Below are 26,778 nucleotides of genomic sequence, written 5' to 3'. Positions count from 1 at the left end.
CCCTACCTCCCTATTGCACAAAAATGCCAACTACCGAGCGCAAACCCTTACTTTTAGACTTTGAAAAACCATTGGTGGATCTAGAGTTGCGAATCGAGCAAATCCGCGAACTAGCTTCAGATAATGGTGTTGATGTTTCTGAGGAAATTCGCCGCTTAGAAGCGCGAGCAATGCAACTGCGCGAAGAAATTTTTAGCAGTCTTTCGCCGGCACAAAGACTGCAACTAGCGCGTCATCCTCGCCGCCCTAGTACGCTGGACTATATTCAAGCGATTAGCGATGAGTGGATGGAGTTGCATGGCGATCGCCGAGGCAGTGACGATCCTGCTATAGTTGGCGGTGTGGGTAGGCTGAATGGTCAACCTGTGGTGATGCTAGGACATCAAAAAGGTCGGGATACTAAAGATAATATTGCCCGTAATTTTGGCATGGCAAGTCCTGGCGGCTACCGGAAGGCGATGCGGTTGATGGATCATGCCGATCGCTTTAAAATGCCGATTATTACTTTTATCGATACTCCAGGCGCTTTACCAACTGTAGTTGCCGAACATCAAGGTATTGGCGAAGCTATAGCCTATAACTTGAGAGAAATGTTTCGCCTTGATGTCCCAATTATCTGTGCGGTGATTGGCGAAGCTTTTTCGGGGGGCGCGATTGGTATTGGCGTTTGCGATCGCTTATTGATGTTTGAACACGCTGTTTATACTGTAATTACCCCAGAAGGCTGTGCGGCAATTATTTGGAAAGATGCTAGTAAAGCTCCTCAAGCTGCTACGGCGTTGAAAATTACTTCTTGGGATCTCAAAAATTTAGGACTAATTGATAAAATAATTCCCGAACCAATTGGGGGCGCTCATTCCGATCCGATCGCTGCTGCATCTACTCTCAAGCAAGCTTTGATCCAGAATTTAGACGAACTCTCGCAACTTAGCGGTTCCCAGCGCAAACAAATGCGCTACCAAAAGTTTCGCCAAATGGGCAAGTTTGCCGAAATGTCTAATTGAATACAGTCGCTTGTGGGATCTGCCCTCAGTGGTATAATTGAGGATGGAATGTAAAGGTTTATTGCGAAAATAGATCGAAGGTAAAAGTCAAAAAACAGTAATGCCATACCAGCGCCAGGAAGATCGATAATTTTCATGACTTTGACCAATAAACAAACAGCCTTAATTACTGGAGCTAGTAGCGGAATTGGTAAAGCAACAGCTTTAGCATTTGCCAAAGCTGGTGTAAATGTTGCCTTAGTTAGCCGTTCGGCAGCAAAGTTAGCCGCAGTTGCTAGCGCGGCTCAAGCTACAGGAGTAACAGCTAAAACTTATGTAGTAGATTTAGCCCAAGTCGAACAAGTGCAAGCGCAGATAAAAGCGATCGCTTTGGATTGTGGCAGCATCGATATTTTAGTTAATTGCGCCGGAATGGCTTATATTGGCACATTAGGCGAGACACCGCTAGCAGACTGGCTAAAAGTGATCGACATCAATCTGACGAGTGTATGGCAGTGCATTTTAGGCGTATTACCATCAATGCGCGATCGCGCTGGGGGGACAATTATTAATGTTGCCTCAATTGCTGGCAAACAACCATTTCCTGAATGGGGAGCATACAGCGTTAGTAAAGCTGGTTTAATTGCTCTATCTAAAACACTTGCTGCGGAAGAACGCGCTAACGGTATTCGCGTCACAGCGATTTGTCCTGGTGCTGTAAATACAGAGCTTTGGGACACGGTAGAGTCAAACTTCGACCGCCAAAGTATGCTAACTCCAGAAATTGTTGCCGAGTCAATCGTGCATACAGCTTTATTACCACAACAGGCGGTAATAGACGAATTGACTTTAATGCCCAGCGCAGGCGTTTTATAAGCGCGATCGCGCATTAATTCCCAAATTATCATCTCCAAAACTGACATTTATGACAAATAGTGCTTCCGATCGCGGTAGAGAATCTATGGACGGACTAAACTCGTTAAATCGCGGCGTTTCGACAAGACCCGATCGCAATACTCAAAACGGCAAACAACCAAACATACAACCGCCCACAGAAGAACTCAACGAACCGATGATGGAAGCTGTACGAACGCTGTTATTAGGTGTAGGCGAAGATCCAGAGCGTGAGGGACTTTTGAAGACTCCAAAGCGAGTTGCTGAAGCCATGCGCTTTCTCACTAGCGGTTACAACCAATCTTTAGAAGAACTCGTCAATGGCGCAATTTTTGATGAGGGACACAATGAAATGGTACTGGTTAGAGATATCAATACCTTTAGCCTGTGCGAACATCATATGCTGCCATTTATGGGTAGAGCGCACGTTGCCTATATTCCCAATCAAAAGGTAGTAGGTTTGAGCAAGCTAGCGCGAATTGTCGAGATGTATTCGCGGCGCTTGCAAGTACAGGAGCGATTAACCCGTCAAATTGCCGAGGCTGTGCAGACAATATTAGAACCGAAGGGCGTTGCAGTCGTAATTGAAGCTAGCCATATGTGTATGGTCATGCGCGGCGTACAAAAACCTGGTTCTTGGACTGTAACCAGTGCCATGATCGGCGTATTCCAAGACGAGCAAAAAACCCGCGAAGAGTTTTTTAACTTAATTCGTCACCAGGCTGCGTTTTTCTAAGAGACAAGGGGACAAGGAGACAAGGGGGATGAGGAAAATAATCTAAACTCCTGTTTTATCTCTGTAATTACGAATTACGAATTACGAATTAAACTCTCCCCGTCTCCTAGTTGCTCAAATAGCCGCGCAACTTTTCGCAAATCCTTGTCTCCTGGGGCGATTTCTACACCGCTAGATAAGTCAATACCATGTGGTATGACTTGACTTAGAGCATTTAAGATATTGTCTGGTGTTAAACCCCCAGCTAATAACCAAGGAATTTGCGGGTTAAATGTCTCTAAAGTATTCCAATCTAAAGTTTTACCTGTACCGCCTAATTGCTGAGGATGATAAGCATCTAAAAGTAGCGTGTCAACGCAATTAGTGTATATATCTATCTGTTCTAGCGCTTGGGAGTTTTTTACTCTCAGCGCTTTGATAATTTCTGTATTGGGTAAAACTTGGCGCAACTTCAAGCAATATTCTGGAGACTCGTCGCCGTGTAATTGCACGCCTGTTAACCCAGAATCAGCAAACACTTGATAGATTTCTTCTACCGTAGCGTTGGCAAATACGCCGATGCGCTCGATATTGTCTGGTAACTGTTCTACTACTGCTCGGATTTGCTGGCAAGTTACGTAACGCGGTGAAGCTGAAACGCAGATAAATCCTAGGGTAGTCGCTCCTAATTGGGCGATCGCTTTTCCTTGTTCTGGTTGAGTAATTCCGCAAATTTTAACTCGCATTGCAATTTGTATCAAAAATTTAATTAACTTTTTAAACAGATAGTAGTCTTTGGTTGACTAATTTTGATAATCCTTAAATTGTTAATATCCTTTTTTTTCAGGAGAAAGCACCTTGATTAACTTCATGCTACTAGCAGCAGTCCAGCCAACCGTTCCTGACACCTTGCGGTGGAGTTGGACGGGTACAGGTATTATCGTTGGCGTTAGCCTATTTATTTTATTCGTCGCTGGTCGGACTATCCGCTATCCTCAAGTTGGTCCTAAGATGCCTTTACCTTTTCCGTCGCTATTCAATAATCCCAGCGTTGGTACTTTCCTAGCTGCAATGAGCTTCGGTCATATTCTCGGTATTGGTGCTGTTCTAGGACTAACTAATATCGGCGTTCTCAAGTAACCTTGAAAATAGTTTTGAGTTTTGAGTTTTGAGTTTTTTGAACTAAAACCTAAGATTCAGAACTTGAAACTATTTTTTGCAAGTACAACGTCAAATAGTTGTGATGACCAAAACTTGGGATTTAGGACTTGTAACTTTTTTTTTCAAGTACGGATTCCTCGAATCATCGCAGATTACCCTCTCTAACTGTAATTGTCTATTCTAGAAATTAGAGGCTTCATACTGCTTGTATTACTTTTAGGAAAATTCCTAAAGATTATACTTGACAATTGCTGCAAGGTATGAATTGTTGCCTGAAAATATCTAATTTTAAGGAAATGCCATGCAAACGAGTTGGCGAGTTGGATCTTTATTTGAAATACCTTTATATTTAGATCCTTTATGGTTTGGGATAGTTGCGATCGCAACTATTAACTTTGGCGTTGCTTATACCCAATGGGGCAGTGTTTTAGCTTGGAGTGCAGGGCTAGTAATGGCTTTGCTCTTATTTGGTTCGGTGTTGTTGCACGAACTAGGTCATAGTTTAGTAGCTAGAGCGCAAGGAATTAAAGTTAATTCAATTACACTATTTTTCTTTGGTGGGATCGCGGCGATAGAAGAAGAATCGAAAACCCCAGGTGGAGCATTTCAAGTTGCGATCGCTGGACCTGCAGTTAGTATTGGTTTATCTATATTGCTGATATTGCTAAGTCTTGCCTTGCCTGTAAATAGTTTAGTCAGCCAAATGAGCGGAGATTTAGCCCGAATTAACTTAGTTTTGGCACTATTTAACTTAATTCCTGGCTTGCCCTTAGATGGCGGACAAGTATTTAAAGCAGCAATTTGGAAAGCTACAGGCGATCGCTTTAAAGCAGTACGCTGGGCGGCGCGGGGCGGACAAGTTTTAGGTTGGATGGCGATCGCTGCAGGTTTAGCTGTAGACTTCTTTACAGGTCAATTAATTACAGGCTTGTGGATTGCTTTATTAGGGTGGTTTGGTATCCGCAATGCTAGCGCTTACGAGCGCGTGACTATCGTTCAAGAAACTTTGCTCAAAATAGTTGCTGCTGATGCTGCTAGCAAAGATTTTCGCGTGATTGATGCTGACCAAACTTTGCGTTCTTTTGCTGACTCGTACTTGCTGCAAACTACAGCGCCAGAGACTTATTTTGCCGCTTCTGACGGACGTTACCGAGGAATAGTAGCGATAGACGATTTGCGGACAATTGAACGTAGCGAGTGGGAATATAAGACTGTAAACGATATATTGCATCCATTATCAGATATTCCTACAGTCAACGAGTCAACGCCAATAGTCGCAGTTATAAACCAGTTAGAAACCAAGCAATTACCGCGCGTTACTGTGTTATCTCCCGCAGGTGCGGTAGCAGGAGTAATCGATCGAGGCGATATTGTGAGAACTGTAGGCGAAAAACTAAACAAGCCCTTCGCCGAAGCAGATATCAAGCGAGTCAAAGAAGAAGGTAGTTATCCCCCAGGATTGCAATTAGCAGCGATCGCCAAATCAGTCACCAACGACCTGTAGAGACGTTGCAGTGCAACGTCTCCACACTGCAACGTCTTCAGCCTACCGCAAAAAACAAAAAGCTACGTGGCAAGCGTCAACCTACCACGTAGCTATTTTTATATCTGTACAGAACCAGAAACAGTTACGAATCTACTGCTTGAGGCAATAACTCGCGTCTTTGCTCGGAAGCTACCTTAACAGTACCAGTCTCATCAACATCAACTACAGCAGTATCGCCATCTTTGATCCGACCTGACAGCATTTCCTCAGCTAGGCTATCTTCTAATAGGCGCATAATTGCTCTACGTAAAGGTCTAGCACCGTAGCTGGGGTTATAACCCTCGTCTACTAGACGGTCTTTAAAGCGTTCGGTAACTTCTAAGGTAATGCCCTTTTCAGTCAAGCGACCGAACACCTCTTTGAGCATGATGTCGGCAATTTCCTTGACTTCATCTTTGTTCAACTGACGGAAGACGATGATTTCGTCGAGTCGGTTGAGGAACTCAGGACGGAAGTATTGCTTGAGTTCTTCGTTAACTAGCGACTTAATCCGGTTGTACTGAGATTCGGCTACGTCTTGCCCTAACTCAAATCCTAAGCCAGCCGCACCTTTTTCAATTACCTTAGAACCGATATTAGAAGTTAAAATCAGCAACGTATTCTTGAAGTCTACAGTCCGACCTTTAGCATCCGTTAACCGACCGTCTTCCAATATTTGCAATAGCATATTGAAAACATCAGGGTGGGCTTTTTCAATTTCGTCAAATAGCACCACTGTGTAAGGACGACGACGTACAGCTTCAGTTAACTGACCGCCTTCGTTGTAGCCTACGTATCCCGGTGGCGAACCAATCAACTTAGATACTGTATGGCGTTCCATGTACTCAGACATATCTAGCCGGATCATTGCATCTTCTGAGCCGAAGAAGTAGGCTGCCAATGCCTTCGTTAGCTCAGTTTTTCCTACCCCTGTAGGTCCTGAGAACACGAAACTTGCGATCGGACGGTTGGGGTTCTTCAAACCAACACGCGCGCGGCGAATTGCCTTGGAAACGGCTCTTACAGCTTCTTCTTGACCGATCAAGCGCTGGTGTAAGGTGTCTTCCATGTGCAACAGTTTCTCAGACTCAGACTCAGTTAGTTTATTAACTGGTACGCCAGTCCAAGAAGCAACAATGTGAGCGATGTCTTCTTCTGTTACAACTGGTGAATCTTCGCCTTCGGGGCGGTTTGCGGTTGCTTTATTTTGCGAGAGCGAACGGATTTCGCCTTTGATTTCCATTTCGCGATCGCGCAATTCTCCAGCTTTGGCAAAGTCTTGACCGCGTACTGCATCGTCTTTTTCTTTCAAGACTTGACGCAGTTCTTTGTCGAGTTCTTTGGCTGCGGGTGGCAATGCTGAATTAATTAGCCGTACTCTCGAACCTGCTTCATCGATCAAATCGATTGCCTTGTCTGGCAAATAGCGATCGCTAATATATCGATCTGATAGTTTGGCGGCGGCGACTAGAGCCTCATCAGAGATTTTGAGTTTGTGGTGCTGCTCGTAGCGATCGCGCAGTCCGTACAATATCTCGATAGTTTCATCTACTGATGGTTCGCCTACCATTACAGGCTGGAAGCGGCGTTCTAGTGCGGCATCTCTTTCGATATGCTTGCGGTATTCGTCTAGGGTTGTTGCACCGATGCACTGCAATTCACCTCTTGCCAATGCTGGCTTGAGAATGTTCGCAGCATCGATTGCGCCTTCTGCTGCGCCTGCACCAATTAGAGTATGTACCTCATCAATTACCAAAATCACGTTCCCCGCCGAACGGATTTCGTCCATGATTTTTTTCAGGCGTTCTTCAAATTCACCTCGATACTTCGTACCTGCTACTAACAAGCCGATATCAAGAGTAACTACGCGCTTTTCTTCTAGAATATCGGGAATATCTTTATTGGCAATCCGAGATGCTAGACCTTCAGCTATAGCTGTTTTACCTACACCTGGTTCGCCAATCAATACTGGGTTATTTTTTGTTCTGCGACCCAATATCTGAATTACCCGTTCGATTTCTTTAGCCCGACCGACTACTGGATCTAGCTTGCCATCTGCTGCCATTTGCGTCAGGTTCGAGCCAAATTCGTCCAATGTAGGCGTTTTTGTTCTTCCTGCTTGTCCGGCGGTTGTGACTTCAGCCGTTTCTCCTAGCATCCGAATTACTTGAGTGCGAACTTTCGATAAGTCAACGCCCAAGTTTTCCAATACTCTTGCTGCAACGCCTTCGCCTTCGCGAATTAGACCGAGTAGCAAGTGTTCCGTACCGATATAATTGTGTCCTAGTTGCCGCGCTTCCTCTAAAGAAAGCTCCAATACCCGTTTTGCCCTGGGGGTAAAAGGAATTTCTACGGCAACAAAACCCGATCCACGTCCGATGATCTTTTCGACTTCAATTCGGGCATCTTTGAGATTGACACCCATAGAACGAAGTACCTTAGCTGCTACGCCCGTACCTTCGCCAATCAGACCCAGGAGGATCTGTTCTGTACCTACGAAGTTGTGACCCAGGCGACGGGCTTCTTCCTGGGCCAGCATGATCACCTTAATGGCTTTTTCTGTGAAGCGTTCAAACATAGCGTTTTCGATTCCCCTGAGTCTTGCCAGTACGCTGATTTTAGCATAGGCTATATTTCTGGCTGTCTTATGATAATAGCTACAACCAGTACGGTTTACCCCCCTCTTGGGAAGAATTTTTTATTTTTTGTTGAATTTATCGCTGTTTTTAAGTAATTGTACTCATAAAATTAGTTTCAACCGCCATTAAATAAAGTTACCAGCGATCGCCTACTTACTACTAGCTTTTTAAGAGAAAATTCGCCTCAGCTTAAGCAGTCTAAAGTATACATGAGCAAGTCCAAATAAATCTAGCTATATTATCCAATTTATATACTTATTGCCCCTAATTACCAGGAAAAATATTGACTTTTCCTCCCCCTGCCTCCCCTGCTCCACGCCAGTCGCCTCAATGGGGGGAACCCCCACACGGCGCTGGCTCCCCTGCTCCCCACTCTGGCAAATCGAGTTGTAGTTGATAACCTGTAGATTGAAAAATGAGATCGCTAGTTTCCTGCTGCCAAGTTGCTAAAGTATTGGTAAATTCGGGTGCTTGCAAGTCACCCCGCCATAAAATTAGGGCATCTTCGCCTGTATCTTGGTAGTATTTCCGCCGCCGTCCGGCAGTTTTAAAGCCAAATTTTTGGTACAAAGCGATCGCACTTTCGTTAGAAGCACGAACTTCTAAACTGGCACGTTCTAAGCCGCGCTGATTAGCCGACCAAAGTAAAGCGACAAGTATAGCTTGTCCTAGTCCTTGGCGTTGATGTTCGGGGTGAACCGCCAAAATTGTAATATGCGCTTCATCAACAATCGACCACAAACAGCCAAATCCCACGAGTAAAGATGAAAATGGCAAAAATAAACCAAATAAGTCGCTATGAGAACTATCTACTTCTCTTTGGTAGCCTTCTAGCGTCCATAGACCGCCGAAACACAAACGATCTAGTTCTACTACAGCATTGAGCTTTTCTGCGGTTAAACGATTAAGAATTAATAAATTCACCTGATAAATCTGGGACGAGTGCTTAGTACACTAAAGAAATGAAATCTATTGCTACTTGTAAATTTTAGATTAAGGATTATTTTTCAAAGCTATGGTATCGACGTTTGACCCAGTAGAACAAGAAAATTCTGGTAAGCATTATTTACCTAAATTAGCAAATACTCCAGTAACTTCTTCCCCGAACCAACACCTTTTACCTCTTAGCGCCAAAGTCAACAGCCAAGATTGCTTAGAAATTGGTTGTTGCGATGTCAGCGAGTTAGTGCAGCAGTTTGGTTCGCCATTATATATATTAGACGAAGAAACGCTGCGTACAGCTTGCCGTCAGTATGTTGCAGCGATGCAGAAGTATTATCCTGGATCGTCACAGGTATTGTATGCTTCAAAAGCTTGGAATTGTTTGGCTGTTTGCGCGATCGCTTTTTCCGAAGGTTTGGGCATTGATGTAGTATCGGGGGGCGAACTCTACACTGCTTTAGAAGCAGGAGTAACAGCCGATAAGTTGTACTTGCATGGCAATAATAAGTCTAAAGATGAACTAAATTTGGCAATTTCTGCTAGTTGTACGATTGTTGTTGACAATTGGCAAGAACTGCACAATTTGGTTGTTATAGCAAGCATTAACGAGCTAACTAATCCCATTCGGATTATGTTGCGCCTAACTCCAGGAATTGAGTGTCATACGCACGAATATATCCGCACAGGGCATTTAGACAGCAAATTTGGTTTCGATCCCAACCAGTTAGACGATGTATTTGCTTATATTCAAAAGCAACCTAGTTTAAATTGCGTGGGATTGCACGCTCATATTGGTTCGCAGATTTTTGAACTGCAACCGCATCAAGATTTAGGTGCAGTTATTGTTGGGTGGTTGAAAAAAGCTAGCACCTACGGATTGCAAATTAGTGAATTAAACGTTGGTGGTGGCTTGGGTATTCGCTATACAGAATCAGACGATCCCCCAAGCATTGACGAGTGGGTAAAAACTGTGTGCTACAGCGTCAAAGATGCTTGCAGCGCCGAGAATATCCCATTACCTAAATTACTATGCGAACCAGGGCGATCGCTCATTGGTTCGGCTTGCGTCACTGCCTATACTATCGGTTCGACCAAAGAAATTCCCGAAATTCGCACTTATATTGCTGTAGATGGGGGAATGTCTGATAATCCTCGCCCGATTACTTATCAATCTCTATATCGCGCCGTAGTGGCAAACCGGATGTCTGCTCCTCAAAGTCAAAAAGTTACAGTTGCTGGAAAGCACTGCGAATCTGGAGACATTTTAATTAAAGATGCAACATTGCCTCAGACAAATGTAGGGGATATTCTCGTCGTCATGGCAACAGGTGCTTACAATTACAGCATGGCATCAAACTATAACCGTTTGCCGCGACCTGCGGCAGTATTAGTCAATGGAGGCGAAGCAAACTTAATTGTGCAGCGAGAAACTTATCAAGACTTGATTCGCCAAGATCGCTTGCCAGCAAGATTGAGTAATTAATCAGGTAGGGAAATAGCCATTTTGAGCGCAATGCTGCTATTTCTCGTTAACTATTGCTAGTAGAGGGCAAATTTCCTCAAATTTGCCGCTCAAGAGCAGGCGTTGCAGCGGAGGATAACTTCGCTGAAGCGATCGCGTTTACTCCTACTCACCATAAAAAAGGTTAATCCAAATCTGATGAGAGACTGGTGGAAGCAATGGCTGACAAACTTAGGCTGGACTCAGCCTTTGTTGCTTCACACCCTCGATTTGGGGTTGGTGTTGGCGCTTACATACATGGTGTTGGTGATTATTGGCGAACGGCGAACGCTGTGGATGGTACGCGGGTTTATTGTCTTGATGGTAGCCTCAGCTTTGAGCGGTTATTTGCGCCTGCAATTACTAAATTTTGTTTTAGAAAAGTTGGTAGTTGGTTCGGCGGTAGCAATGGCAGTAGTATTTCAACTAGAATTTAGGCGATTTTTGGAACAATTAGGACGTGGCGAATTTAGTCAATTGTTGCATCCTTCTAATAGTGCTATCCCCAAGCCTGATAGTGTAGTTGATGAAATTGTTGATGCTGTCAAAGAACTATCGCAAAATCGTATTGGTGCATTACTAATTTTGGAGACTGATAGCCCTATCGACGATCGCTATTTTTCTGTTCCTGGCGTAAAGCTAAATGCAGAAATTTCTAAGGAACTGATTCAAACAATTTTCCAGCCTAAGACGCTATTGCACGACGGAGCGACATTAATTCGCGGTTCGCGGATTATGGCATCAGGGATAATTTTGCCGCTGTCAGAGCGTACTGCATCGCGCCAGCTAGGTACGCGCCACCGCGCTGCAATGGGAGTCACCGAGCGGGTAGAAAATTGTGTTTGTGTCGTCGTATCTGAGGAAACAGGTTCAATATCTTTGGCAGAACGGGGAATACTAAATAGACCGTTAACCAGCAGTAAACTTAAAGAACTGTTGGAGACTAGGTTCTCGCCTACGGTAGAACGCGAAGCTGTTGCGCCAAGTTTGAGGAGCTTGGGCAATCAAATTAGCTCTAAGGGGTTAGCATTAAGTTCGCGTTTATTCGGTCTACCATCATTGCGCCAGCGAAAAAAGAAATGAAAACGCCAATTGTAATGCAAGATTTGCCGCCAGATTTAAAACCCGAACGACTGCCAAACCATGTGGCGGTGATTATGGATGGAAATGGTAGATGGGCTAAACGTCAAGGTATGCCCCGAATTATGGGTCATAAGCGGGGTGTAGATGCGCTTAAGGACTTGTTGCGTTGTTGTAAGGATTGGGGAGTCAAGGCGTTAACTGCTTACGCTTTTTCGACCGAAAATTGGAATAGACCGTTGGAAGAAGTTGATTTTTTGATGACTTTGTTCCAGCGGGTATTGCGTCAAGAACTGCGCGAAATGATGGAGGAAAACGTCCAAATTCATTTTGTCGGCAAGTTAGATGTACTACCGCGTTCTTTGCAGGCAGAAATCGAGCGCTCGATGGCGGAAACTCAGCACAATCAAGATATTCAGTTTACGGTAGCAACTAATTACGGCGGCAGACAAGAGATTTTGGAAGCGACACGAGCGATCGCGCATTTAGTTCAACAAGGTAAAATTCAACCAGAAGATATTGATGCAGCGTTGTTTGAAAGTCATCTTTACACCAAGAATACTTGCGATCCTGACTTAATTATTCGTACCAGCGGGGAAATGCGGATTAGTAACTTTCTGCTGTGGCAAATGGCGTATGCAGAAATCTATGTGACCGATACATTGTGGCCCGATTTTAATCGCTCGGAGTTTCACCGCGCTTTATCTTCGTATCAACAGCGCGATCGGCGTTTTGGTAAGGTTTAGAGCAAGACTGCTTTTCCTATTACTCGTTCAAACAATCTCACCGTAGCTCAATGTACTCAAGCAATTTTTATCTAGCGATCGCTCACTAATATAATGAAAAGCCAATCTTGAAAGATAATTTGAGTTGCTACCAAGTTTACAAGTCAAGGGAAGCAATCGCATCTTTAACAGTCACCATAAGAGTCATTGGCTCTACAGGTGAAACCGTAAAACCACATTTCTGATAAAACTTTTTCGCCTCTTCCGAGATAGCGTGGACAATAATTGCTCTTATTCCTGCGATTTCAGCAGCTTGCAGAATGCGAAGAATTGCATCTCGCAGCAAAGCACGTCCGATCCCGCTACCCTGCCAGTTGCGATCTACTGCCAGCCTGCCAATAACTATAACTGGAATTGGATCGGGCATATTGCGCCGAACTCGACCTGTAGCAACAGTTTGCCCTATTGCTCCATTGGCAAGACAATAGTAGGCAACAACAACTTCCCCAACGCAGAGAACATAAGTGCGTGAAGCCCCTTCGGACTCATTTTTCAGAGCGCGGCGTTTTAACCATTCATCTAGCTGAGTATTGCCAGAGTCAAATCGCTCAAATTGATGTGATGAATTGAGTTTTTCAGGGGGGCGAAGCTTGTCTCTATCTAGTCCCACGGAGACTTAGTTGTTAGTAGTACGTGCAATTTCTCGTTGCGTGTAGGCGGTGCATCAAGTAATTCTACAAACTGCTTAAATTTAGTTTTGTCTAGCCCAAAGAAACTGCGGTCTAGAAGAACATCTTGGGCTTTTTGATAAGCTGACTCAAGCATAAACTCTGAGCGGCTCTTGCCTTGCACTTCTGCTGCACGATCTATTAAATCCCGTTGAGTCTGTTTAGCTCGGATGTTAATTGTGACATCGCGGATCTGGTTAACCGACTCTTGATCTGTGGAGGGACACATAACACTTACTCTTTCTAAGACAGATAAAGGATGTGTTTCCTTTCAGCCTTACTTAAGCTTCTGACTGTAGGAAGCTATCCTAATTTAAAGTATTTGTCTACACAATGTCAATACACCTCAGCGCTTGGGCGATCGCTTACTAGCGACAACAAATTTGTTCTGATACGTTGTAACCAGATTTTGACAGTTTGGAGTTTCATCACGCTTTATCTTCGTATCAGCAGCGCGATCGGCGTTTTGGTAAAGTTTAGAGCAAGACTCGCCAACAAAGGTTATCGCACTGCAACAACACTATACCGTAGCACTTCTAAAACCTGAATCGGATCGCAACCATATAAACCTGCTCCCCACGCTGCATTTTGTTCTACTACTGCCCATCCACATCCGCGAACTACGCCTATATCAATAACTGTTGCTTGGGGGAGTTCGACTCGTTCATCAGATAGCACTGTTTCAATAAAAACTCGAACTTCACAATCTTCCTCGTCTGTGTGGGCAAAATCATTCTCTGACTGCAACTCCCCATCACGAAGATAAATAGAAAAGGTTTTCAAAGAACGATTTAAAATAAAGCAACGAAACTCTTTATCCCACTGCACAATTTCAGCAACTAAAACTAGCGTCTCACCAGGATAGTCAATCGGTAAGTCCGCTGCAGCGTACACACGGGCAGGAAAACTTTTATCATTTGGCGGTTTTATAAAAGCTGCGTGTTCTAAGTGCCTTGCTTTATCTAAATTAGTGAGATAAACCCAACGTTTTCGATATTCTTGGGGAAGATTAGGCAGCCAGTCACTTGCTGAATCAAGCAATCGTACTCCTATCTGTTCGGCGATTTCTTCCGCCATTAAAGCTTCCAGATATAAGACTGGTTCAGAAACAAGTTTTAGGTCATCAGGCAACCGCCAATTTACTAATCGCACCACTTTCCAACCCAGATGATTGGCTGTACGCCATAAAGATTGAGCATCTTCGCTATAGCGTGAAGTCAAAATTAGTGTTGGCATTTACAGTCTCTACCGACATTATTTACTTGTACCGTAAAGCAGCCTTTTTTAAACCATCATTAGGCTTAGGAGGATTAAGAAGTGCATCAGCAAACGCAACGCTATCTTCAACACTTAACTTGAGTGTTAGGTGTTGCTCAATGACTTTTTTTGCTTCTGGTTGAGCGCTTGTAGCCATAAAATCAGTATCAATAAAAAAGTTTTCCAAAGCTAATTTCCTACTAAGGACCGGAAAAAACAGCCTGTTCTATATCTTGCCTGCTGAGAGAATACTTAAAGGCGCGGTGAATGTCTTGCCCTTGTTCTCCAGCTTGCAAGTAACGAACTGTAATTTGATCGACATCTAGGCATACTTCCGCTTGCCACTGCGACTTAGAAATGTGCCAGCAATGCAGTTGCGTACTATCTTGCTGGCAACCTTGACTTACTAACCACTGCTCGATATTTGGTAGAGGATGATTGTATAGAGGCGTATCGGCACTAGGAAGAGGCATAGAAACTAAACATAAAAGTAAACTGTATTACTCTTTAAATAAGAGTTAATGTCATTGTAGACTGACAAACGCGATCGCCTGCGAGTACAAAAAGGTTGATATTGGTTGCCAAGCAGCATCGCCACGAATTAATCCCACAATTACAGCTAGCAGCAAGCAACCCAAAAAAGTCAAGCCAAGCAAACATAAAGCAAATAGTTCTCCGGCTGACAAAGGGCGATCGCTCGGATCGAGATACGCCGAACGCGAATGATAAGTTGTAGACTCAGACGATCGATCGCTATATGTTGGCGCTTGAATTACAGATAAACGCGAATAACCTATTTGCAGATCGTAATTGGCGCGTCGTTCTAAATGGCTGAGGGTAGCGTAAGCTTGGTTGAGTTCTTGAAACTTGGCTGTCGCGATCGCTTTAGGCAAGCTGGTAGTGTCGGGATGATATTGTTTGCTCAGTTCTCGATAAGCGCGACGAATCTCCATTGCTGAGGCAGAAGGGTGCAACCCCAGTAAGGTGTAATAACTACTTTGCTCGGAAGAAACCGCTTTAAAGTCTTGAGTCATTGCTAATTTGGCTGCTCTGCTCAAATATATTAGACAATTTGATAAATAAAGTTAAAACTTGCCCAAGTATTAACATTTAAATTATAAGTGTCAGCAGTGGTAGTAATAGGTTCGCTCTTGACAGCGCTAGCGTTGTGCAAATCTTGAAATACAGCTTGGGCAACTTCTAAGGGATTTGCTAATGTGCCGATATATCCCTGTTCGCCTCCAGAGCGCATACCATTTTGCAAAGCGGCTAGAGTTTGAGTAAAGCTTGCTGTACTAAAGATTAAATGAGTTTCAGCGATCGCTAGTGGTGGATGTACCAGCCATTGAAAATCAACAGCAGTTTGCGGCACAATCATTGTCTCGACAGGAGGTATAACTAAGTCTTGGAGCAGTGGTTTTGCTTCTTGGGTATTAGATTCTGGCGCTGTTTGTAATGGATAAAGAGCGATCGCGCTTTTAGTGCTATCCAAACCCACGAGGAGAAAATATACTGGGCGATCGCTGTAGTTTTGCAGGCGGTACTGAATGCGGCTACCTACAGGAATCGTGGGTAGTTGTAGCGATATATTCTGTAAAGACTTGCCTGGTGTAGGTAAAACTTGGGATCTGGCGGCGTATTGTTGCGTTACTATTATTTGTTCGGGGCTAACTATTTCTAAAGTTGCTTGCACTCCTAACCTAGAAGAACCCGAATTATTTGTCAACCGCCATAACTTTGCGGCTAGAAGCGATCGCAGTTTGGGAATTAACCGTTGCACCGCTACTTTGACAGCTTCTCCTGCTTCGCCCGCTGCAAGTGGGATGGGTTTACGATCGTCAAAAAATAATCCATAACGACTAGCTGGTGTAGTTACTTCTTTTGATTCTATTACTCGTCCGAATAGATAATCTACTGGCACATCGTTAGCTGTAACTAGGGATACGCGCGGCATAGCAGCAAAAGCACTGGTAGCATCTACTCGCTCAATTCGTTCCAAACTAGGATCTAAAGCAACATTAAGGCTGATATTACGTGGTAAAACTCGGATTGCTTCTTGCAGCAGTTGCCCGACTTGGAGAGAATTACTATTGTTACTAACAATTTGTGCTTTAGCTGTCAACCCAGTACGCGATCGCACTTGCAGTTGTAAAGCCGAATTAGTATCTAAATTTTCTGTCCACTGTTTTTTTGGCTCAACTACAGTTAGGCGAGAATTTACACCATAATATTCCAAAAGTGTTGCTGGCAGTCCTGCTAGCCACAGTTGGGCGCTTTTGCCATCATCTTCTATAGCTCTAACTACTCCATCCGCACCAGCAATTGTAGAGTCAGGCATTAGCAACAAAGAGCGAGTATCAACACTCTTATTTGAGAATTTTTGCTTGCTATGTGTTTGTTCGACTACTCCACCAACTTTACCAAGATTAATTTGAATAGAGTTTGGTGAGGTAAATTCCCACAAGTATTGAGTTAAGGCATAAGTAAAAAGCCCTGCAACTAAGCCAGTCCATTGCGCTTCTACCGCTACTTTATCTGTATCTGCTGCCCTCAATAGTGTTCCTGGCATTTGCAGATCGGTTAACTTGCCTTCAAGCATTTGTTTATCAATTAGTTGCTGTTGAAAGGCTAATTCTTCTGGAATTAGTTGCCATTGTTCTAGTTGAGGTAGAGAGCGAACGCGCAAATAGTTAGGAAGAACGTTAGGAAAATAGAAACTTGTATCGAGGACAGTTGTAACAGCAGAAGTAGAAAGCGATCGCAACATCAACGCCAAGGTATGTTCTGGCAAATCGTTATCTGTGCCACTATCTGCTGTAACTAAGCTATTTATGTCGATCCCCCTGTAGTCCCCCTTATCTCCTCCCTTCTGGCTCAATTGCAAGCGACGACCGCAGCCGCTAAAGTGAAATACAACCACATCACCAGGTTGTGCTTGCTCAATTAAACGATCGCTAAAAGCATCTTCAATTTGTCTTCTAGTAGCTTGGGCATTAGTCAGCGTGAGAATATCGCTGCTTTTAAACCCAAAACGGTGAATTAGTAATTCTTTTTGCAGTTCTACATCAGTTAGACAACCATTTAAGCTTGAATTACCTGGATATTGGTTAATACCTACTAATAAGGCTAACTTGCGGTTGAGTGGAGATGCGATCGCCTGATAGTAGCGATCGCCTAATCTCAACCAATCACTTTCGCTTATCCCTAGTGCTGCTAGTATCCAACCAGTAGCTTTGAAAAAATCCCGCCGTTTCATGCTATCAGCCTAAACAGTGACCAGTGAACAGTTACCAGTTACCAGTCATACAATATCAGTTACCAAGTGGCAGAGATACAGAAAAACACTGCCTTGTCTAGTAGATGATAACTGCATAAATAGTCTTTGTTAAATCAAAAACTGTTTTGCATATTAGCTAATAACTGGTAACTGCTTACTGTTAAAGAGTTATTAGTTAAGATAATTAATAGTAACTGGTCACTGGTCACTGTTAACTGGTCACTGTTAAAGGCGATCGCATTGCTCTTGCTAGTTCCGCTGCAACTTCTGGGCGCGAGAACTGGGGCGGTGGTAATTCGCCTCTACGCAGCATTTCCCGAACTTTTGTCCCTGATAAATGAACGCGCTCTGCTGGAGTGCTAGGACTTGTTTTAGTTGTCGCCATTGACTCAGTTCGAGTGCAGTAAAAAGCGTGTTCAAATTTCATTGGCACAATGCCTAATTCTGCTGACTCGAATTCATCAAAAATATGTTGAGCATCATAAGTCCCGTAATAGTCGCCGACACCAGCGTGATCGCGTCCGACTATGAAGTGAGTACAGCCGTAATTTTTGCGCACAATGGCGTGAAAAATTGCCTCGCGCGGTCCAGCATAGCGCATCGCCGCCGGATTAATTGCTAAAATTACTCGCTCTTGGGGATAATAATGTTCCAAGATAATTTCGTAGCAGCGCATCCTTACATCGGCAGGGATATCGTCGTCTTTAGTTGCTCCTACCAATGGATGCAAAAATAACCCGTCTACTGTCTCCATCGCGCACTTTTGGATGTATTCGTGGGCGCGGTGGATGGGATTGCGGGTTTGGAAGCCGACGATAGTTTTCCACCCTTTTTCCTTAAACATTTGCCGCGATTGGGCAGGGTCGATTTGATAGGCGGGAAACTGAGGATGAGCTTCGCGTTGCAATAACCAGATTGGACCTGCTAAATTGATTTCACCCTGGTTGTAGACTACTTGTACGCCTGGGTGTTTGGCATCGTCAGTCCGATAGACGTTAATTGCTTCAGTGGTTTTGTCGTAGCGGTATTTTTGAGTTAATTCTAAAACGCCGATAAATCTACCACTAGGATCGTCTAAGCGAATTAAACTACCTTCTGTGAGGGAAGATGCGATCGCCTCTTCTACCGATAGCGTAATCGGAATTGACCAAGGTAAACCGTTGGCTAGACGCATATCAGCTACTACGCGATCGTAGTCTGCTTGTGCCATAAAGCCAGTTAGCGGGCTAAATGCACCAATGGCAATCATCTCTAAGTCAGAAACAGCACGCTCGTCAAGCTGCACGCGCGGCAAGTCATCAGCTTTTGCCAAGAATTCTTGTCTTTGTTCGGGCGTGGCAATCCGATTAATCAACTGCATTCCGTGAGGAGCAATGCCGTCTCGATAACTCATAACTTTCTTTAATTTTTATTTAGATTCTTGCTGCCAGCATTATCGTATCAATTTATGGGTGTTCTGCGGGCATGGGGTGGTAGGGACGTAATGATGTAGGGGCGCAATGCCGCCGCGCCCCTACAGGGAAACATTTGGTTTTGGGTTAATTTTGTTTCTCAATGATGCCGCCACCTAAAACTATATCGCCTTCGTACCAAACTGCTGCTTGACCTGGGGTGATGCTAAATTGCGGCTCTTCAAAAACTAATTTGACGCGAGAATTTTTCAAAGGAATTACAGTTACACCTACACCCGCAGACCGATAGCGGACTTGAACTTGCGCCCGAATTGGTGCAGTTGGTTCGGTAATACTTACCCAATTGACACGTCCTACTGTACATTCTGACTTATCGGCACAATTGCGATCGCCAACAATTACTCGATTCATCACCGCATCCAATCCCACTACATACAACGGTTCGGGGGCAGCAATGCCTAAGCCTTTGCGCTGACCTATAGTATAGTGGTGTACGCCGTCGTGCTGACCTAATACTTGCCCTTGTTGGTCAACAATATCGCCTTTTTTCGGCGTAATGTATTTGTCTAAAAATGATTGCATCGAACCGTGACTTTCTACCAAGCACAAATCTTGGCTTTCTGGCTTATCTGCCGTTTTTAAGCCAAATTTTGTCGCTATTTGTCGCGTTTCGGCTTTGACGTATTCTCCCAATGGAAATACAGAAGCAGCTAGCAAGTCTTGCGTTAAGTCGTATAAAAAGTACGATTGATCTTTGTTGCGATCTACTGCCCGTCGCAACTGATAGCGCCCCGACTCTGCATCGTAAGTGATTTGGGCATAGTGACCTGTAGCAATTTTATCTATACCTAGCTGTTCGCGGGCATACTGAACCATCGGTCCAAATTTTACCGACTTATTGCACGCAGAACAAGGCAAAGGCGTAATTCCAGTGCTGTAACCTTCTACCAAATAGTTGATAATACTTGCCTCAAAGACTTCCCGACTATCAACAATATGATGCGGTACGCCTAGCTGTTCGCAAATAGCAGCCGCATCTACCATGCCTTCCGAACAGCACTGACCTTTCCCTTTCATTAACCATAGGGTTAAGCCCACGACTTCGTAGCCGCGATCGTGCAGTATAGCAGCGGCGGTGGAACTGTCAACGCCACCAGATAGACCGACTACAACTTTATGCATAAACTTGAGTGAACTAAAAAATTGCCCGGATACTTATTCTAAAGTAACATTCCTGCTATTGTGGCGAGGAGCGATAGGGCAATATGAATACTTTGTTAATTAGTTAATGGCAAACCGCACATTTACGGAATTTTCTCTACAGATCGGTAAATGTTTCCGCGAAATTGCGCTTGGATAGGCGGCAAAAGCAACTTAACGTTACTTTTTATAGTCTTTTTATTTAAGGGTGGCTTACTTGCGTTGTTTTTCCAGTAAATTCGGCAAGATGCAAGTCACCGCAGGTTTACTACATTAAATTTCTTATCGATGTCTGCTTATGAATCTGAAGACACATCTGACAGCAGTGCTCAATATGCGAATGCCGATTGCAATTTTGGCGATCGCCGGATGCTTTACTTTAACTAATGCTAGTTTTGCCCAAGTGGTAGTAGAAACACTGCCAGCCGAGAACTTGAGTAAATCTAGTCAACAGCCACCTGATGAGGTATTTGTACCGCGCGATCTTGATTTTCGCGTGCGATCGCAGCCACCTAGTTCGCCAAAAAGCGATCGCTATTTAGTTTACGTTAATAGTCCTAATTCAACTCAGTTAGAGCAAGTCAAGCAGCTAGAACCTGGCGCTTTTTTGCGTCAATATCAGGGCAAATCGGTAATTCAAGCTGGCGTTTTTAGCCAACAGCTAAATGCTACTAATATAGCCAAACAACTACAATCTCAAGGGATTGCTACGCACATCATTAATTTGAGTACGGGGCAAGAAGTAGCTTTACAAAGAGCAATCTCTAAATTTTATTTTGTAGTTATTCCTGCGGGTGCGGAAGATTTACCGATAATTGAACGTCAAGTCAAACAACTGCCCAACAAAGTGCCAGCTATCATTAGCCAAAGACAGGAACCGCGTGGCTCTCATTTACGGGTAGGTCCATTTACGGAAAGAGATAAGGCAGAAAGTTACAATCGCTACTTGATTAGTACGGGCTTAACCAAGGCGCGAGTTTATTATGGGCGTTGATGTCTAAACTAGGCACAAACTAGCTTGTAAAAACGGCTATTTCCAGATTAGAAACATAGTATCTGCCAGTTTAACTGTTAATAAAATTACAAAATGCTGCGAAAATTTAACTGAATAAAAATTGCTAATTATAAATGGTCTTAAGTAAAGCTTAATTAAGCTTTACAGTAACAAATGATTAGAGGTAAGATTCATATTAAGTGTAACTCTTGGAAAAGTGTCACTTAGGTAGCAGATAGTTTTGCTGGACTTGAGAGACAATTTTTCAGAGAAATGGTGTGAGGAGTAAGGAAAACTATGTCTAAGATATTGTGGAAATCTCTGCTTGTCTGTCCAGCAGTTTTAGGAGCAGCCTTAGCGATCGTCCAAAGCGCAGTAGCTAGTACAGGTGCAGCAGATTTAGTTATTGAAGATGAGCAAAAGCAAGCAAACGTAGAGCGACCAGTAGTTGTAGCTCAAGTTCAAGAAGGTGTAGCTAATCCAGCAGCAAATACATCTGCTGACGACACCATGAACCAAGTCAATACCTACAGCAATGAAGGTAAAGGCAGCAGCCCTACTGATGCTAATACAATTGCTCAAGTTACCTCAGTATCCCAGCTATCAGACGTTCAACCTACAGATTGGGCATTTCAAGCATTGCAATCATTGGTGGAACGCTACGGCTGTATTGCTGGTTATCCCGATGGTACGTACCGAGGAAATCGGGCAATGACTAGATACGAATTTGCGGCAGGTTTGAATGCTTGTTTAGATCGGGTGAACGAATTAATCGCGACAGCTACCGCAGATAAGGTAACGAAGGAAGATTTAGCAACACTGCAACGCCTGCAAGAAGAATTTGCGACCGAACTTGCTACTTTACGTGGTAGAGTAGACACCTTAGAAGTTGCTACCGCTGAATTAGAAGCAAATCAATTTTCAACTACTACTAAGTTAGTTGGTGAAGTTATTGGCGTAGTTACCGACGAGTTTGGCAATAACGGTGTCAACAACAACACAGTTTTGCAAAGTCGGGCGCGTTTAGATTTTCAAACTAGCTTTACGGGTAGAGACACGCTCCACACCCGTTTAAATATGGGTAATGGGAACTTATTTAACCTACCTGGCGGCAGAACGCTAGCTGATGGCACAGAGATACCTGGCACATTTGAAGGCACCCAAGTCTCTAATCAAGGTGACACTGACAACAGCGTGGTTTTGGATTGGGCAGCTTATCAATTCCCCTTATTCGGTAATGGACAAGTATATCTTGCGGCTGTAGGTGGACTTCACTCCGATTACGTACCTACAGTAAACCCTTACTTTGAAGGGTTTACTGGCGGTAGTGGAGCGCTATCTGCTTTTGCTGAACGCAGCCCAATTTATAACATTGGTGGCGGTGCTGGTGGTGGTATTAACTTTCCCTTAGGTAGCGGTGGTGGAATCCTCGGTAATAGCTCTTTATCGTTAGGATACTTGGCTGACAACCCTAACTTGCCCGATGACAGTCTTGGTTTTACCAATGGTGACTTTAGCGCTTTGGCACAGCTTAACTTTAATTTAGGCGATCGCTTTGCTGTAGCTGCAACCTACGTACGCGGTTATCATAACGCTGGAGATGGAATTTTTGACCTAGGTGGTTCAGCTTCTAGAAATCTTGGTAGCAATTTCCCGATTGAAGGTTCGGCTGAAGCTAACGATCCTAGTTTAGTAGATGGAGCACTTGGCTCTTCTCGGCTATCTACCGACTCCTACGGGTTGTCTGCGGCGCTCCGCCTCAGCGATAGAGTATCGATTAGCGGCTGGGTAATGAAATCTGATATCGAAATCATTGATGTTGGCGACGCTGATGTTTGGAGTTATGCATTAGGAGTTGCTTTCCCCGATTTGGGCAAGGAAGGCAGCGTATTGGGGATTATTGCTGGCGTACAACCTACTTTACGCTCTGTAGATGCTCCTGGCGCAGTTGACTTTGATAACGACTACGGCTACCACATTGAGGGCTTCTATAAGTATCAGTTGACAGACAATATCTCAATCACTCCTGGCGTAATCTGGTTGACATCTCCAGGTCAAAGTACGGCTGAGGCTAATGACTCAGTTATTGGTACTTTAAGAACGACATTCACTTTCTAAGTTATCTAAGTAATAGATTCTATTCGCTTAAACCTCGCTGTACAGCGGGGTTTTTTCATAGGCAATTAGCAACAATTTAATTAATAGTTGCACTGTATAGTAGTCACTGGTCGCTGATTACTGATCGCTGATAATTAGGCAAACCCCAGTGGAGAACTGGGGTATAATAAGAGTAAAGCCGATAACGATTTAAATTACCTTTCGTGCTTGCTTTTGCCTGTGGAACTTTCGTGTAAATCTGAATACGCCTTGCTTGCCCTATTAGAGTTGGCAACTCACTACAATAGTGGCGAACCACTGCAAATTCGCCAAATAGCCGCAGAACAAAATATTCCCGATCGCTACTTAGAACAGCTACTTGCAACTTTGCGGCGTGGGGGAATAGTCAAAAGCCAACGCGGTGCTAAGGGCGGCTATGTATTGGCAAGAGAACCTTGGAAAATTAATCTACTGGAGGTGGTGGGATGTTTAGAAGGCTCAAACTCTAATTTATCTGAGGAAGAAACTAAACCTAAAACTGTTGAAAGTACAGTAGTGCAAGAAATTTGGACTGAAGCTAGGCAGGCAGCTAACCTGGTTTTGCAAAATTATACGCTGCAAGATATTTGCGAACAACGTGCAGCGAGAAAACAGTTGAATATAATGTATTACATCTAAGCCTCAAGACAAGCGGCTAGAGTTAATGCATAAATTTAATCTATAAAATTGTGAGTTCTAGTTAGCATTTTTGACCAACTACAAACAACCATAGTTATGCGTATTGCTCAAGATATTACAGCATTGATCGGTCGTACTCCTTTAGTACAGCTAAATCATATTCCTCAAGCTGAAGGTTGTGTCGCGCGGATTGTCGTCAAACTAGAGAGCATGAATCCTTCTGCCTCAGTTAAAGACCGGATTGGCATCGCCATGATTAATGCTGCTGAAAAAGAAAATTTGATAAGTCCTGGCAAAACGCTCCTCGTAGAGCCAACTTCAGGAAATACAGGCATTGCCTTAGCGATGGCAGCAGCAGCTAAAGGCTATCGCTTAACCTTAACTATGCCAGATACAATGAGCAGCGAACGTAGAGCGATGCTGCGGGCTTATGGAGCCGAATTAGAACTAACACCAGGAATTGAAGGCATGAGCGGAGCAATTCGGCGGGCGCAAGCAATTGTGGATACAACGCCTCATGCTTATATGTTGCAGCAGTTTCGCAATCCAGCTAACGCTCAAATTCACCGCGATACTACCGCAATGGAAATTTGGGAAGATACCGACGGCGAAGTAGATATGATAGTGGCGGGAATTGGCACGGGAGGAACGCTGACGGGAGTTGCAGAAGTAATTAAACCAAGAAAACCGAGTTTTAAAGCGATCGCTGTCGAACCTGCTAACAGCCCTATTTTGTCAGGTGGCAATCCTGGACCGCATAAAATTCAAGGTATTGGGGCGGGTTTTGTTCCTCAAGTTTTGAACGTAGATGCGATCGATGAAGTAATTACTGTTAGTGATGAAGAAGCGATCGCCTACGGTCGTCGTTTAGCACGCGAAGAAGGCTTGCTTTCTGGTATTTCATCTGGTGCGGCTTTAAAGGCAGCAATTACTGTTGCTCAACGTCCAGAAAATGCCGGACGCTTAATTGTAATGGTGCAGCCGAGTTTTGGCGAACGTTATTTAAGTACGCCCTTATTCCAAGATTTGGAGCCGCGAGTACCCGCCTCTGTGTAGTTTTGAGCTTTAAATTTTAAGTTTTGAGTTGATAAAAACTTAAAATTTAACAATTAAATCTACCTTTCTCGGCACGCTAAAGTGGGGGAATGGTAAATGCTTCTTACACCCACTACGACACCTTACAGGTAAGTCCTGATGCTACGCCAGCGGAGATTAAGCAAGCTTATCGCCGCATGGTGAAACTGCACCATCCCGATAGCCATCAGGACGCAACCGACTTAGACCAAATTGTGCGGATTAATGCTGCTTACGAGATATTAAAAGATACAGCTAATCGGCGCTCTTACGATCGCACGTTAAATTCTGGTAAAACTCAAAATCATTACAGTTACGAGCCTACCACCCCCTCTAGGCAAACTACCCAAAAGCCCTTGCGCAAAACGGGTAGAAATGCCGACGAGCAGTTAGAAAAATGGTTGCAACAAGTCTACCAACCTGTTAACCGCCTGTTATGTCGCATTCTTAATTCCCTAGAAGACCAAATTGAAGAACTAGCAGCCGATCCTTTTGACGATGAATTGATTGAAGGATTTCAAGACTATCTCAAAACTTGCCGAGATATCCTCAAACAAGCTCAAGGAATTTTCCGCTCTATGCCTAATCCGCCCAGCGTAGCTGGTGCTGCGGTTCATCTCTACTATTGTTTGAATCATTTATCTGATGGATTGGATGAATTAGACTATTTTCCGCTCAACTACGACGATCGCTATTTGCACATCGGTCAAGAATTGTTCAGAATTGCGGCTGGTTTGCATTGCGAGGTGCAATTTTCGTTGGAAGCGATCGTTTGAATAGTTGGGGAACGCAGATGAACAAGGCAGTGCGTTGGGGAGACAGCGCTGTGAACGGGTTTCCCGACTTGAGGCGACTGTCGTCGGCTTTGCCGACTTGTAGCACCTGCCGCGCGGATGAACGCAGATGAATGCGGAGGTGTGCGATCTGGCTTATGCTGGAATAGAGTTAGATTAAGAAATTATATGTATTGCGGATAATGTCCTCATGCAATGTATCATCAACCGCCGCGCTCAGTTTTCGGCAAGTCATCGTTATTGGTTGCCAGAACTGAGCGAAGCTGAAAATTACCAGCGTTTCGATCTTTGCGCCCGCCATCCAGGACACGGACATAATTATGTCTTGTATGTATCTATTTTGGGGGAACTAGATCGATACGGGATGGTAATGAATTTGTCGGAAGTTAAGCAGGTAATTAAGCAAGAAGTTACAAGTCAATTAGACTTTTCTTACCTAAATGACGTTTGGGTTGAATTTCAACAAACTTTACCGACTACAGAAAATATTGCTAGGGTAATTTGGCAAAAGCTGGAGTCTCATTTACCTTTAGTTAACATTCAGCTATTTGAACATCCTCAACTTTGGGCAGATTATCAAGGAAACGGTATGGAAGCTTTTTTAACTGTTAGCACTCACTTTAGCGCGGCTCATCGTCTTGCCCATCCTGACTTAAGTTATGAGGAAAATGTAGAAATTTACGGTAAATGCGCTCGTCCTAACGGTCACGGTCATAACTATCATTTAGAAGTGACAGTCAAAGGCGAAATTGATGCGAAAACAGGGATGCTGGTCGATTTGGGCGCGTTGCAGCAAGTAATTGACGAGCAGGTGTTAGAGCCATTCGACCACACCTTTTTAAATAAAGATATTGCTTACTTTGCTGAAGTTGTCCCGACAGCAGAAAATATTGCCGTGCGGATTGGCGAATTATTGCGATCGCCCGTACAGCAATTAGGAGCAGAACTGCACAAAATTAAGCTGATTGAAAGCCCAAATAATTCCTGTGAAGTGTATTGCAGTCAGTTAGATGCAAATCAACTCAGTACAATTAGCCAACATCTAACTTCTGTGTAAATTTTCAGTGTAAGTGTGACAATAATTTACTTATAGGCTACACAA

General features: G+C 43.9%; 26 protein-coding genes. 14 read left to right on the top strand and 12 right to left on the bottom strand.

Going from position 1 to position 26,778, the window contains the following annotated elements; translation table 11 throughout:
- Positions 1-23 precede the first annotated feature (23 nt).
- The 3 genes from UH38_RS11345 to folE all read left to right on the top strand — a co-directional run bounded on the left by UH38_RS11345 (position 24) and on the right by folE (position 2,613).
- On the top strand, positions 24-1,004 hold the full coding sequence (locus tag UH38_RS11345; RefSeq protein ID WP_045054761.1) for an acetyl-CoA carboxylase carboxyltransferase subunit alpha: 981 nt from the start codon (positions 24-26) through the stop codon (positions 1,002-1,004).
- Positions 1,005-1,139: 135 nt separating this feature from the next.
- Positions 1,140-1,859, top strand: coding sequence for an SDR family oxidoreductase (locus UH38_RS11340; RefSeq protein ID WP_045054760.1), 720 nt, complete (start codon positions 1,140-1,142; stop codon positions 1,857-1,859).
- Between the two features lie 85 nt (positions 1,860-1,944).
- A complete protein-coding gene (gene folE / locus UH38_RS11335; protein WP_200892403.1) occupies positions 1,945-2,613 on the top strand; it encodes a GTP cyclohydrolase I FolE in 669 nt (222 codons plus the stop codon).
- Positions 2,614-2,687: 74 nt separating this feature from the next.
- Here the strand turns inward: folE and UH38_RS11330 are convergent, their stop codons facing one another.
- Positions 2,688-3,338, bottom strand: a complete 651-nt coding sequence (locus UH38_RS11330) for a phosphoribosylanthranilate isomerase (RefSeq protein WP_045054758.1) — start codon at positions 3,336-3,338, stop codon at positions 2,688-2,690.
- 124 nt (positions 3,339-3,462) lie between these two features.
- On the opposite strand from UH38_RS11330, the gene psaK reads away from it, so the two are divergent.
- Complete coding sequence (gene psaK, locus UH38_RS11325) at positions 3,463-3,732, top strand: photosystem I reaction center subunit PsaK (protein WP_045054757.1); 270 nt, start codon at positions 3,463-3,465, stop codon at positions 3,730-3,732.
- Between the two features lie 322 nt (positions 3,733-4,054).
- Complete coding sequence (locus UH38_RS11320; protein ID WP_045054756.1) at positions 4,055-5,257, top strand: site-2 protease family protein; 1,203 nt, start codon at positions 4,055-4,057, stop codon at positions 5,255-5,257.
- Between the two features lie 124 nt (positions 5,258-5,381).
- Here UH38_RS11320 and UH38_RS11315 read toward each other — a convergent pair whose 3' ends face one another.
- Positions 5,382-7,856 carry an ATP-dependent Clp protease ATP-binding subunit gene (locus tag UH38_RS11315; protein ID WP_045054755.1) on the bottom strand — a complete coding sequence of 825 codons (2,475 nt, stop codon included), beginning with the start codon at positions 7,854-7,856 and terminating at the stop codon, positions 5,382-5,384.
- A 388-nt stretch (positions 7,857-8,244) separates the two neighbouring features.
- Complete coding sequence (gene rimI / locus UH38_RS11310) at positions 8,245-8,841, bottom strand: ribosomal protein S18-alanine N-acetyltransferase (protein ID WP_045054754.1); 597 nt, start codon at positions 8,839-8,841, stop codon at positions 8,245-8,247.
- A gap of 91 nt (positions 8,842-8,932) precedes the next feature.
- On the opposite strand from rimI, the gene lysA reads away from it, so the two are divergent.
- The 3 genes from lysA to UH38_RS11295 all read left to right on the top strand — a co-directional run bounded on the left by lysA (position 8,933) and on the right by UH38_RS11295 (position 12,186).
- Positions 8,933-10,342: a diaminopimelate decarboxylase gene (gene lysA / locus UH38_RS11305; protein ID WP_045054753.1), complete on the top strand. Its 1,410-nt coding sequence runs from the start codon at positions 8,933-8,935 to the stop codon at positions 10,340-10,342.
- A gap of 177 nt (positions 10,343-10,519) precedes the next feature.
- A complete protein-coding gene (gene cdaA / locus UH38_RS11300; protein ID WP_045054752.1) occupies positions 10,520-11,443 on the top strand; it encodes a diadenylate cyclase CdaA in 924 nt (307 codons plus the stop codon).
- The gene (locus UH38_RS11295; protein WP_045054751.1) at positions 11,440-12,186 is read left to right on the top strand and encodes an isoprenyl transferase; all 747 of its coding nucleotides are present in this window, start codon (positions 11,440-11,442) and stop codon (positions 12,184-12,186) included. Before cdaA ends, UH38_RS11295 begins: the two co-directional genes overlap by 4 nt.
- A 136-nt stretch (positions 12,187-12,322) precedes the next feature.
- Here UH38_RS11295 and UH38_RS11290 read toward each other — a convergent pair whose 3' ends face one another.
- The 9 genes from UH38_RS11290 to mnmA all read right to left on the bottom strand — a co-directional run bounded on the left by UH38_RS11290 (position 12,323) and on the right by mnmA (position 20,021).
- Positions 12,323-12,835, bottom strand: a complete 513-nt coding sequence (locus UH38_RS11290; RefSeq protein ID WP_045054750.1) for a GNAT family N-acetyltransferase — start codon at positions 12,833-12,835, stop codon at positions 12,323-12,325.
- Entirely contained in the window at positions 12,826-13,122 is a 297-nt protein-coding gene (locus UH38_RS11285) for a type II toxin-antitoxin system TacA family antitoxin (RefSeq protein ID WP_045054749.1), read from the bottom strand. The genes UH38_RS11290 and UH38_RS11285 overlap by 10 nt, the downstream gene beginning before the upstream one ends.
- Positions 13,123-13,394: 272 nt before the next feature.
- Entirely contained in the window at positions 13,395-14,129 is a 735-nt protein-coding gene (locus UH38_RS11280; RefSeq protein WP_045054748.1) for an ATP-grasp domain-containing protein, read from the bottom strand.
- Between the two features lie 22 nt (positions 14,130-14,151).
- A complete protein-coding gene (locus UH38_RS11275; protein WP_052672348.1) occupies positions 14,152-14,337 on the bottom strand; it encodes a type II toxin-antitoxin system TacA family antitoxin in 186 nt (61 codons plus the stop codon).
- A gap of 13 nt (positions 14,338-14,350) precedes the next feature.
- Entirely contained in the window at positions 14,351-14,623 is a 273-nt protein-coding gene (locus UH38_RS11270; RefSeq protein ID WP_045054746.1) for a DUF3143 domain-containing protein, read from the bottom strand.
- A 51-nt stretch (positions 14,624-14,674) separates the two neighbouring features.
- On the bottom strand, positions 14,675-15,184 hold the full coding sequence (locus UH38_RS11265) for a J domain-containing protein (protein ID WP_045054745.1): 510 nt from the start codon (positions 15,182-15,184) through the stop codon (positions 14,675-14,677).
- Positions 15,185-15,213: 29 nt separating this feature from the next.
- Complete coding sequence (locus tag UH38_RS11260; protein ID WP_045054744.1) at positions 15,214-17,406, bottom strand: caspase family protein; 2,193 nt, start codon at positions 17,404-17,406, stop codon at positions 15,214-15,216.
- 232 nt (positions 17,407-17,638) lie between these two features.
- Positions 17,639-18,820, bottom strand: a complete 1,182-nt coding sequence (sat, locus tag UH38_RS11255) for a sulfate adenylyltransferase (protein ID WP_045054743.1) — start codon at positions 18,818-18,820, stop codon at positions 17,639-17,641.
- A gap of 145 nt (positions 18,821-18,965) precedes the next feature.
- Positions 18,966-20,021, bottom strand: coding sequence for a tRNA 2-thiouridine(34) synthase MnmA (mnmA, locus tag UH38_RS11250; RefSeq protein ID WP_045054742.1), 1,056 nt, complete (start codon positions 20,019-20,021; stop codon positions 18,966-18,968).
- Positions 20,022-20,373: 352 nt separating this feature from the next.
- Here mnmA and UH38_RS11245 point away from each other — a divergent pair, with 352 nt between their 5' ends.
- The 6 genes from UH38_RS11245 (at position 20,374) to UH38_RS11220 (ending at position 26,733) form a co-directional block, all read left to right on the top strand.
- A complete protein-coding gene (locus UH38_RS11245) occupies positions 20,374-21,033 on the top strand; it encodes an SPOR domain-containing protein (RefSeq protein ID WP_052672347.1) in 660 nt (219 codons plus the stop codon).
- Positions 21,034-21,330: 297 nt separating this feature from the next.
- Positions 21,331-23,151, top strand: a complete 1,821-nt coding sequence (locus tag UH38_RS11240; protein WP_045054741.1) for an iron uptake porin — start codon at positions 21,331-21,333, stop codon at positions 23,149-23,151.
- A gap of 219 nt (positions 23,152-23,370) precedes the next feature.
- Positions 23,371-23,808: an RrF2 family transcriptional regulator gene (locus tag UH38_RS11235; RefSeq protein WP_045054830.1), complete on the top strand. Its 438-nt coding sequence runs from the start codon at positions 23,371-23,373 to the stop codon at positions 23,806-23,808.
- 96 nt (positions 23,809-23,904) lie between these two features.
- On the top strand, positions 23,905-24,864 hold the full coding sequence (gene cysK / locus UH38_RS11230) for a cysteine synthase A (protein WP_045054740.1): 960 nt from the start codon (positions 23,905-23,907) through the stop codon (positions 24,862-24,864).
- A gap of 89 nt (positions 24,865-24,953) precedes the next feature.
- On the top strand, positions 24,954-25,658 hold the full coding sequence (locus UH38_RS11225; protein WP_045054739.1) for a J domain-containing protein: 705 nt from the start codon (positions 24,954-24,956) through the stop codon (positions 25,656-25,658).
- Between the two features lie 208 nt (positions 25,659-25,866).
- Positions 25,867-26,733, top strand: a complete 867-nt coding sequence (locus tag UH38_RS11220) for a 6-carboxytetrahydropterin synthase (RefSeq protein WP_045054738.1) — start codon at positions 25,867-25,869, stop codon at positions 26,731-26,733.
- The last annotated feature ends 45 nt before the right edge of the window (positions 26,734-26,778 follow it).

Origin of the sequence: Aliterella atlantica CENA595, assembly GCF_000952155.1 — a bacterium.
GTDB classification, from domain to species: Bacteria; Cyanobacteriota; Cyanobacteriia; order Cyanobacteriales; family Chroococcidiopsidaceae; genus Aliterella; species Aliterella atlantica.
Note: the sequence above shows the minus strand (reverse complement) of the source record. Positions and strands in the feature narration are given on the sequence as shown.

Coding starts and splice junctions, on each gene's coding strand:
- UH38_RS11345 (WP_045054761.1), top strand. CDS start 24: ATGCCAACTACCGAGCGCAAACCCTTACTTTTAGACTTTGAAAAACCA.
- UH38_RS11340 (WP_045054760.1), top strand. CDS start 1,140: ATGACTTTGACCAATAAACAAACAGCCTTAATTACTGGAGCTAGTAGC.
- folE (WP_200892403.1), top strand. CDS start 1,945: ATGGACGGACTAAACTCGTTAAATCGCGGCGTTTCGACAAGACCCGAT.
- UH38_RS11330 (WP_045054758.1), bottom strand. CDS start 3,338: ATGCGAGTTAAAATTTGCGGAATTACTCAACCAGAACAAGGAAAAGCG.
- psaK (WP_045054757.1), top strand. CDS start 3,463: ATGCTACTAGCAGCAGTCCAGCCAACCGTTCCTGACACCTTGCGGTGG.
- UH38_RS11320 (WP_045054756.1), top strand. CDS start 4,055: ATGCAAACGAGTTGGCGAGTTGGATCTTTATTTGAAATACCTTTATAT.
- UH38_RS11315 (WP_045054755.1), bottom strand. CDS start 7,856: ATGTTTGAACGCTTCACAGAAAAAGCCATTAAGGTGATCATGCTGGCC.
- lysA (WP_045054753.1), top strand. CDS start 8,933: ATGGTATCGACGTTTGACCCAGTAGAACAAGAAAATTCTGGTAAGCAT.
- cdaA (WP_045054752.1), top strand. CDS start 10,520: ATGAGAGACTGGTGGAAGCAATGGCTGACAAACTTAGGCTGGACTCAG.
- UH38_RS11295 (WP_045054751.1), top strand. CDS start 11,440: ATGAAAACGCCAATTGTAATGCAAGATTTGCCGCCAGATTTAAAACCC.
- UH38_RS11285 (WP_045054749.1), bottom strand. CDS start 13,122: ATGTGTCCCTCCACAGATCAAGAGTCGGTTAACCAGATCCGCGATGTC.
- UH38_RS11280 (WP_045054748.1), bottom strand. CDS start 14,129: ATGCCAACACTAATTTTGACTTCACGCTATAGCGAAGATGCTCAATCT.
- UH38_RS11270 (WP_045054746.1), bottom strand. CDS start 14,623: ATGCCTCTTCCTAGTGCCGATACGCCTCTATACAATCATCCTCTACCA.
- UH38_RS11265 (WP_045054745.1), bottom strand. CDS start 15,184: ATGACTCAAGACTTTAAAGCGGTTTCTTCCGAGCAAAGTAGTTATTAC.
- UH38_RS11260 (WP_045054744.1), bottom strand. CDS start 17,406: ATGAAACGGCGGGATTTTTTCAAAGCTACTGGTTGGATACTAGCAGCA.
- sat (WP_045054743.1), bottom strand. CDS start 18,820: ATGAGTTATCGAGACGGCATTGCTCCTCACGGAATGCAGTTGATTAAT.
- mnmA (WP_045054742.1), bottom strand. CDS start 20,021: ATGCATAAAGTTGTAGTCGGTCTATCTGGTGGCGTTGACAGTTCCACC.
- UH38_RS11245 (WP_052672347.1), top strand. CDS start 20,374: ATGCGAATGCCGATTGCAATTTTGGCGATCGCCGGATGCTTTACTTTA.
- UH38_RS11240 (WP_045054741.1), top strand. CDS start 21,331: ATGTCTAAGATATTGTGGAAATCTCTGCTTGTCTGTCCAGCAGTTTTA.
- cysK (WP_045054740.1), top strand. CDS start 23,905: ATGCGTATTGCTCAAGATATTACAGCATTGATCGGTCGTACTCCTTTA.
- UH38_RS11225 (WP_045054739.1), top strand. CDS start 24,954: ATGGTAAATGCTTCTTACACCCACTACGACACCTTACAGGTAAGTCCT.
- UH38_RS11220 (WP_045054738.1), top strand. CDS start 25,867: ATGCAATGTATCATCAACCGCCGCGCTCAGTTTTCGGCAAGTCATCGT.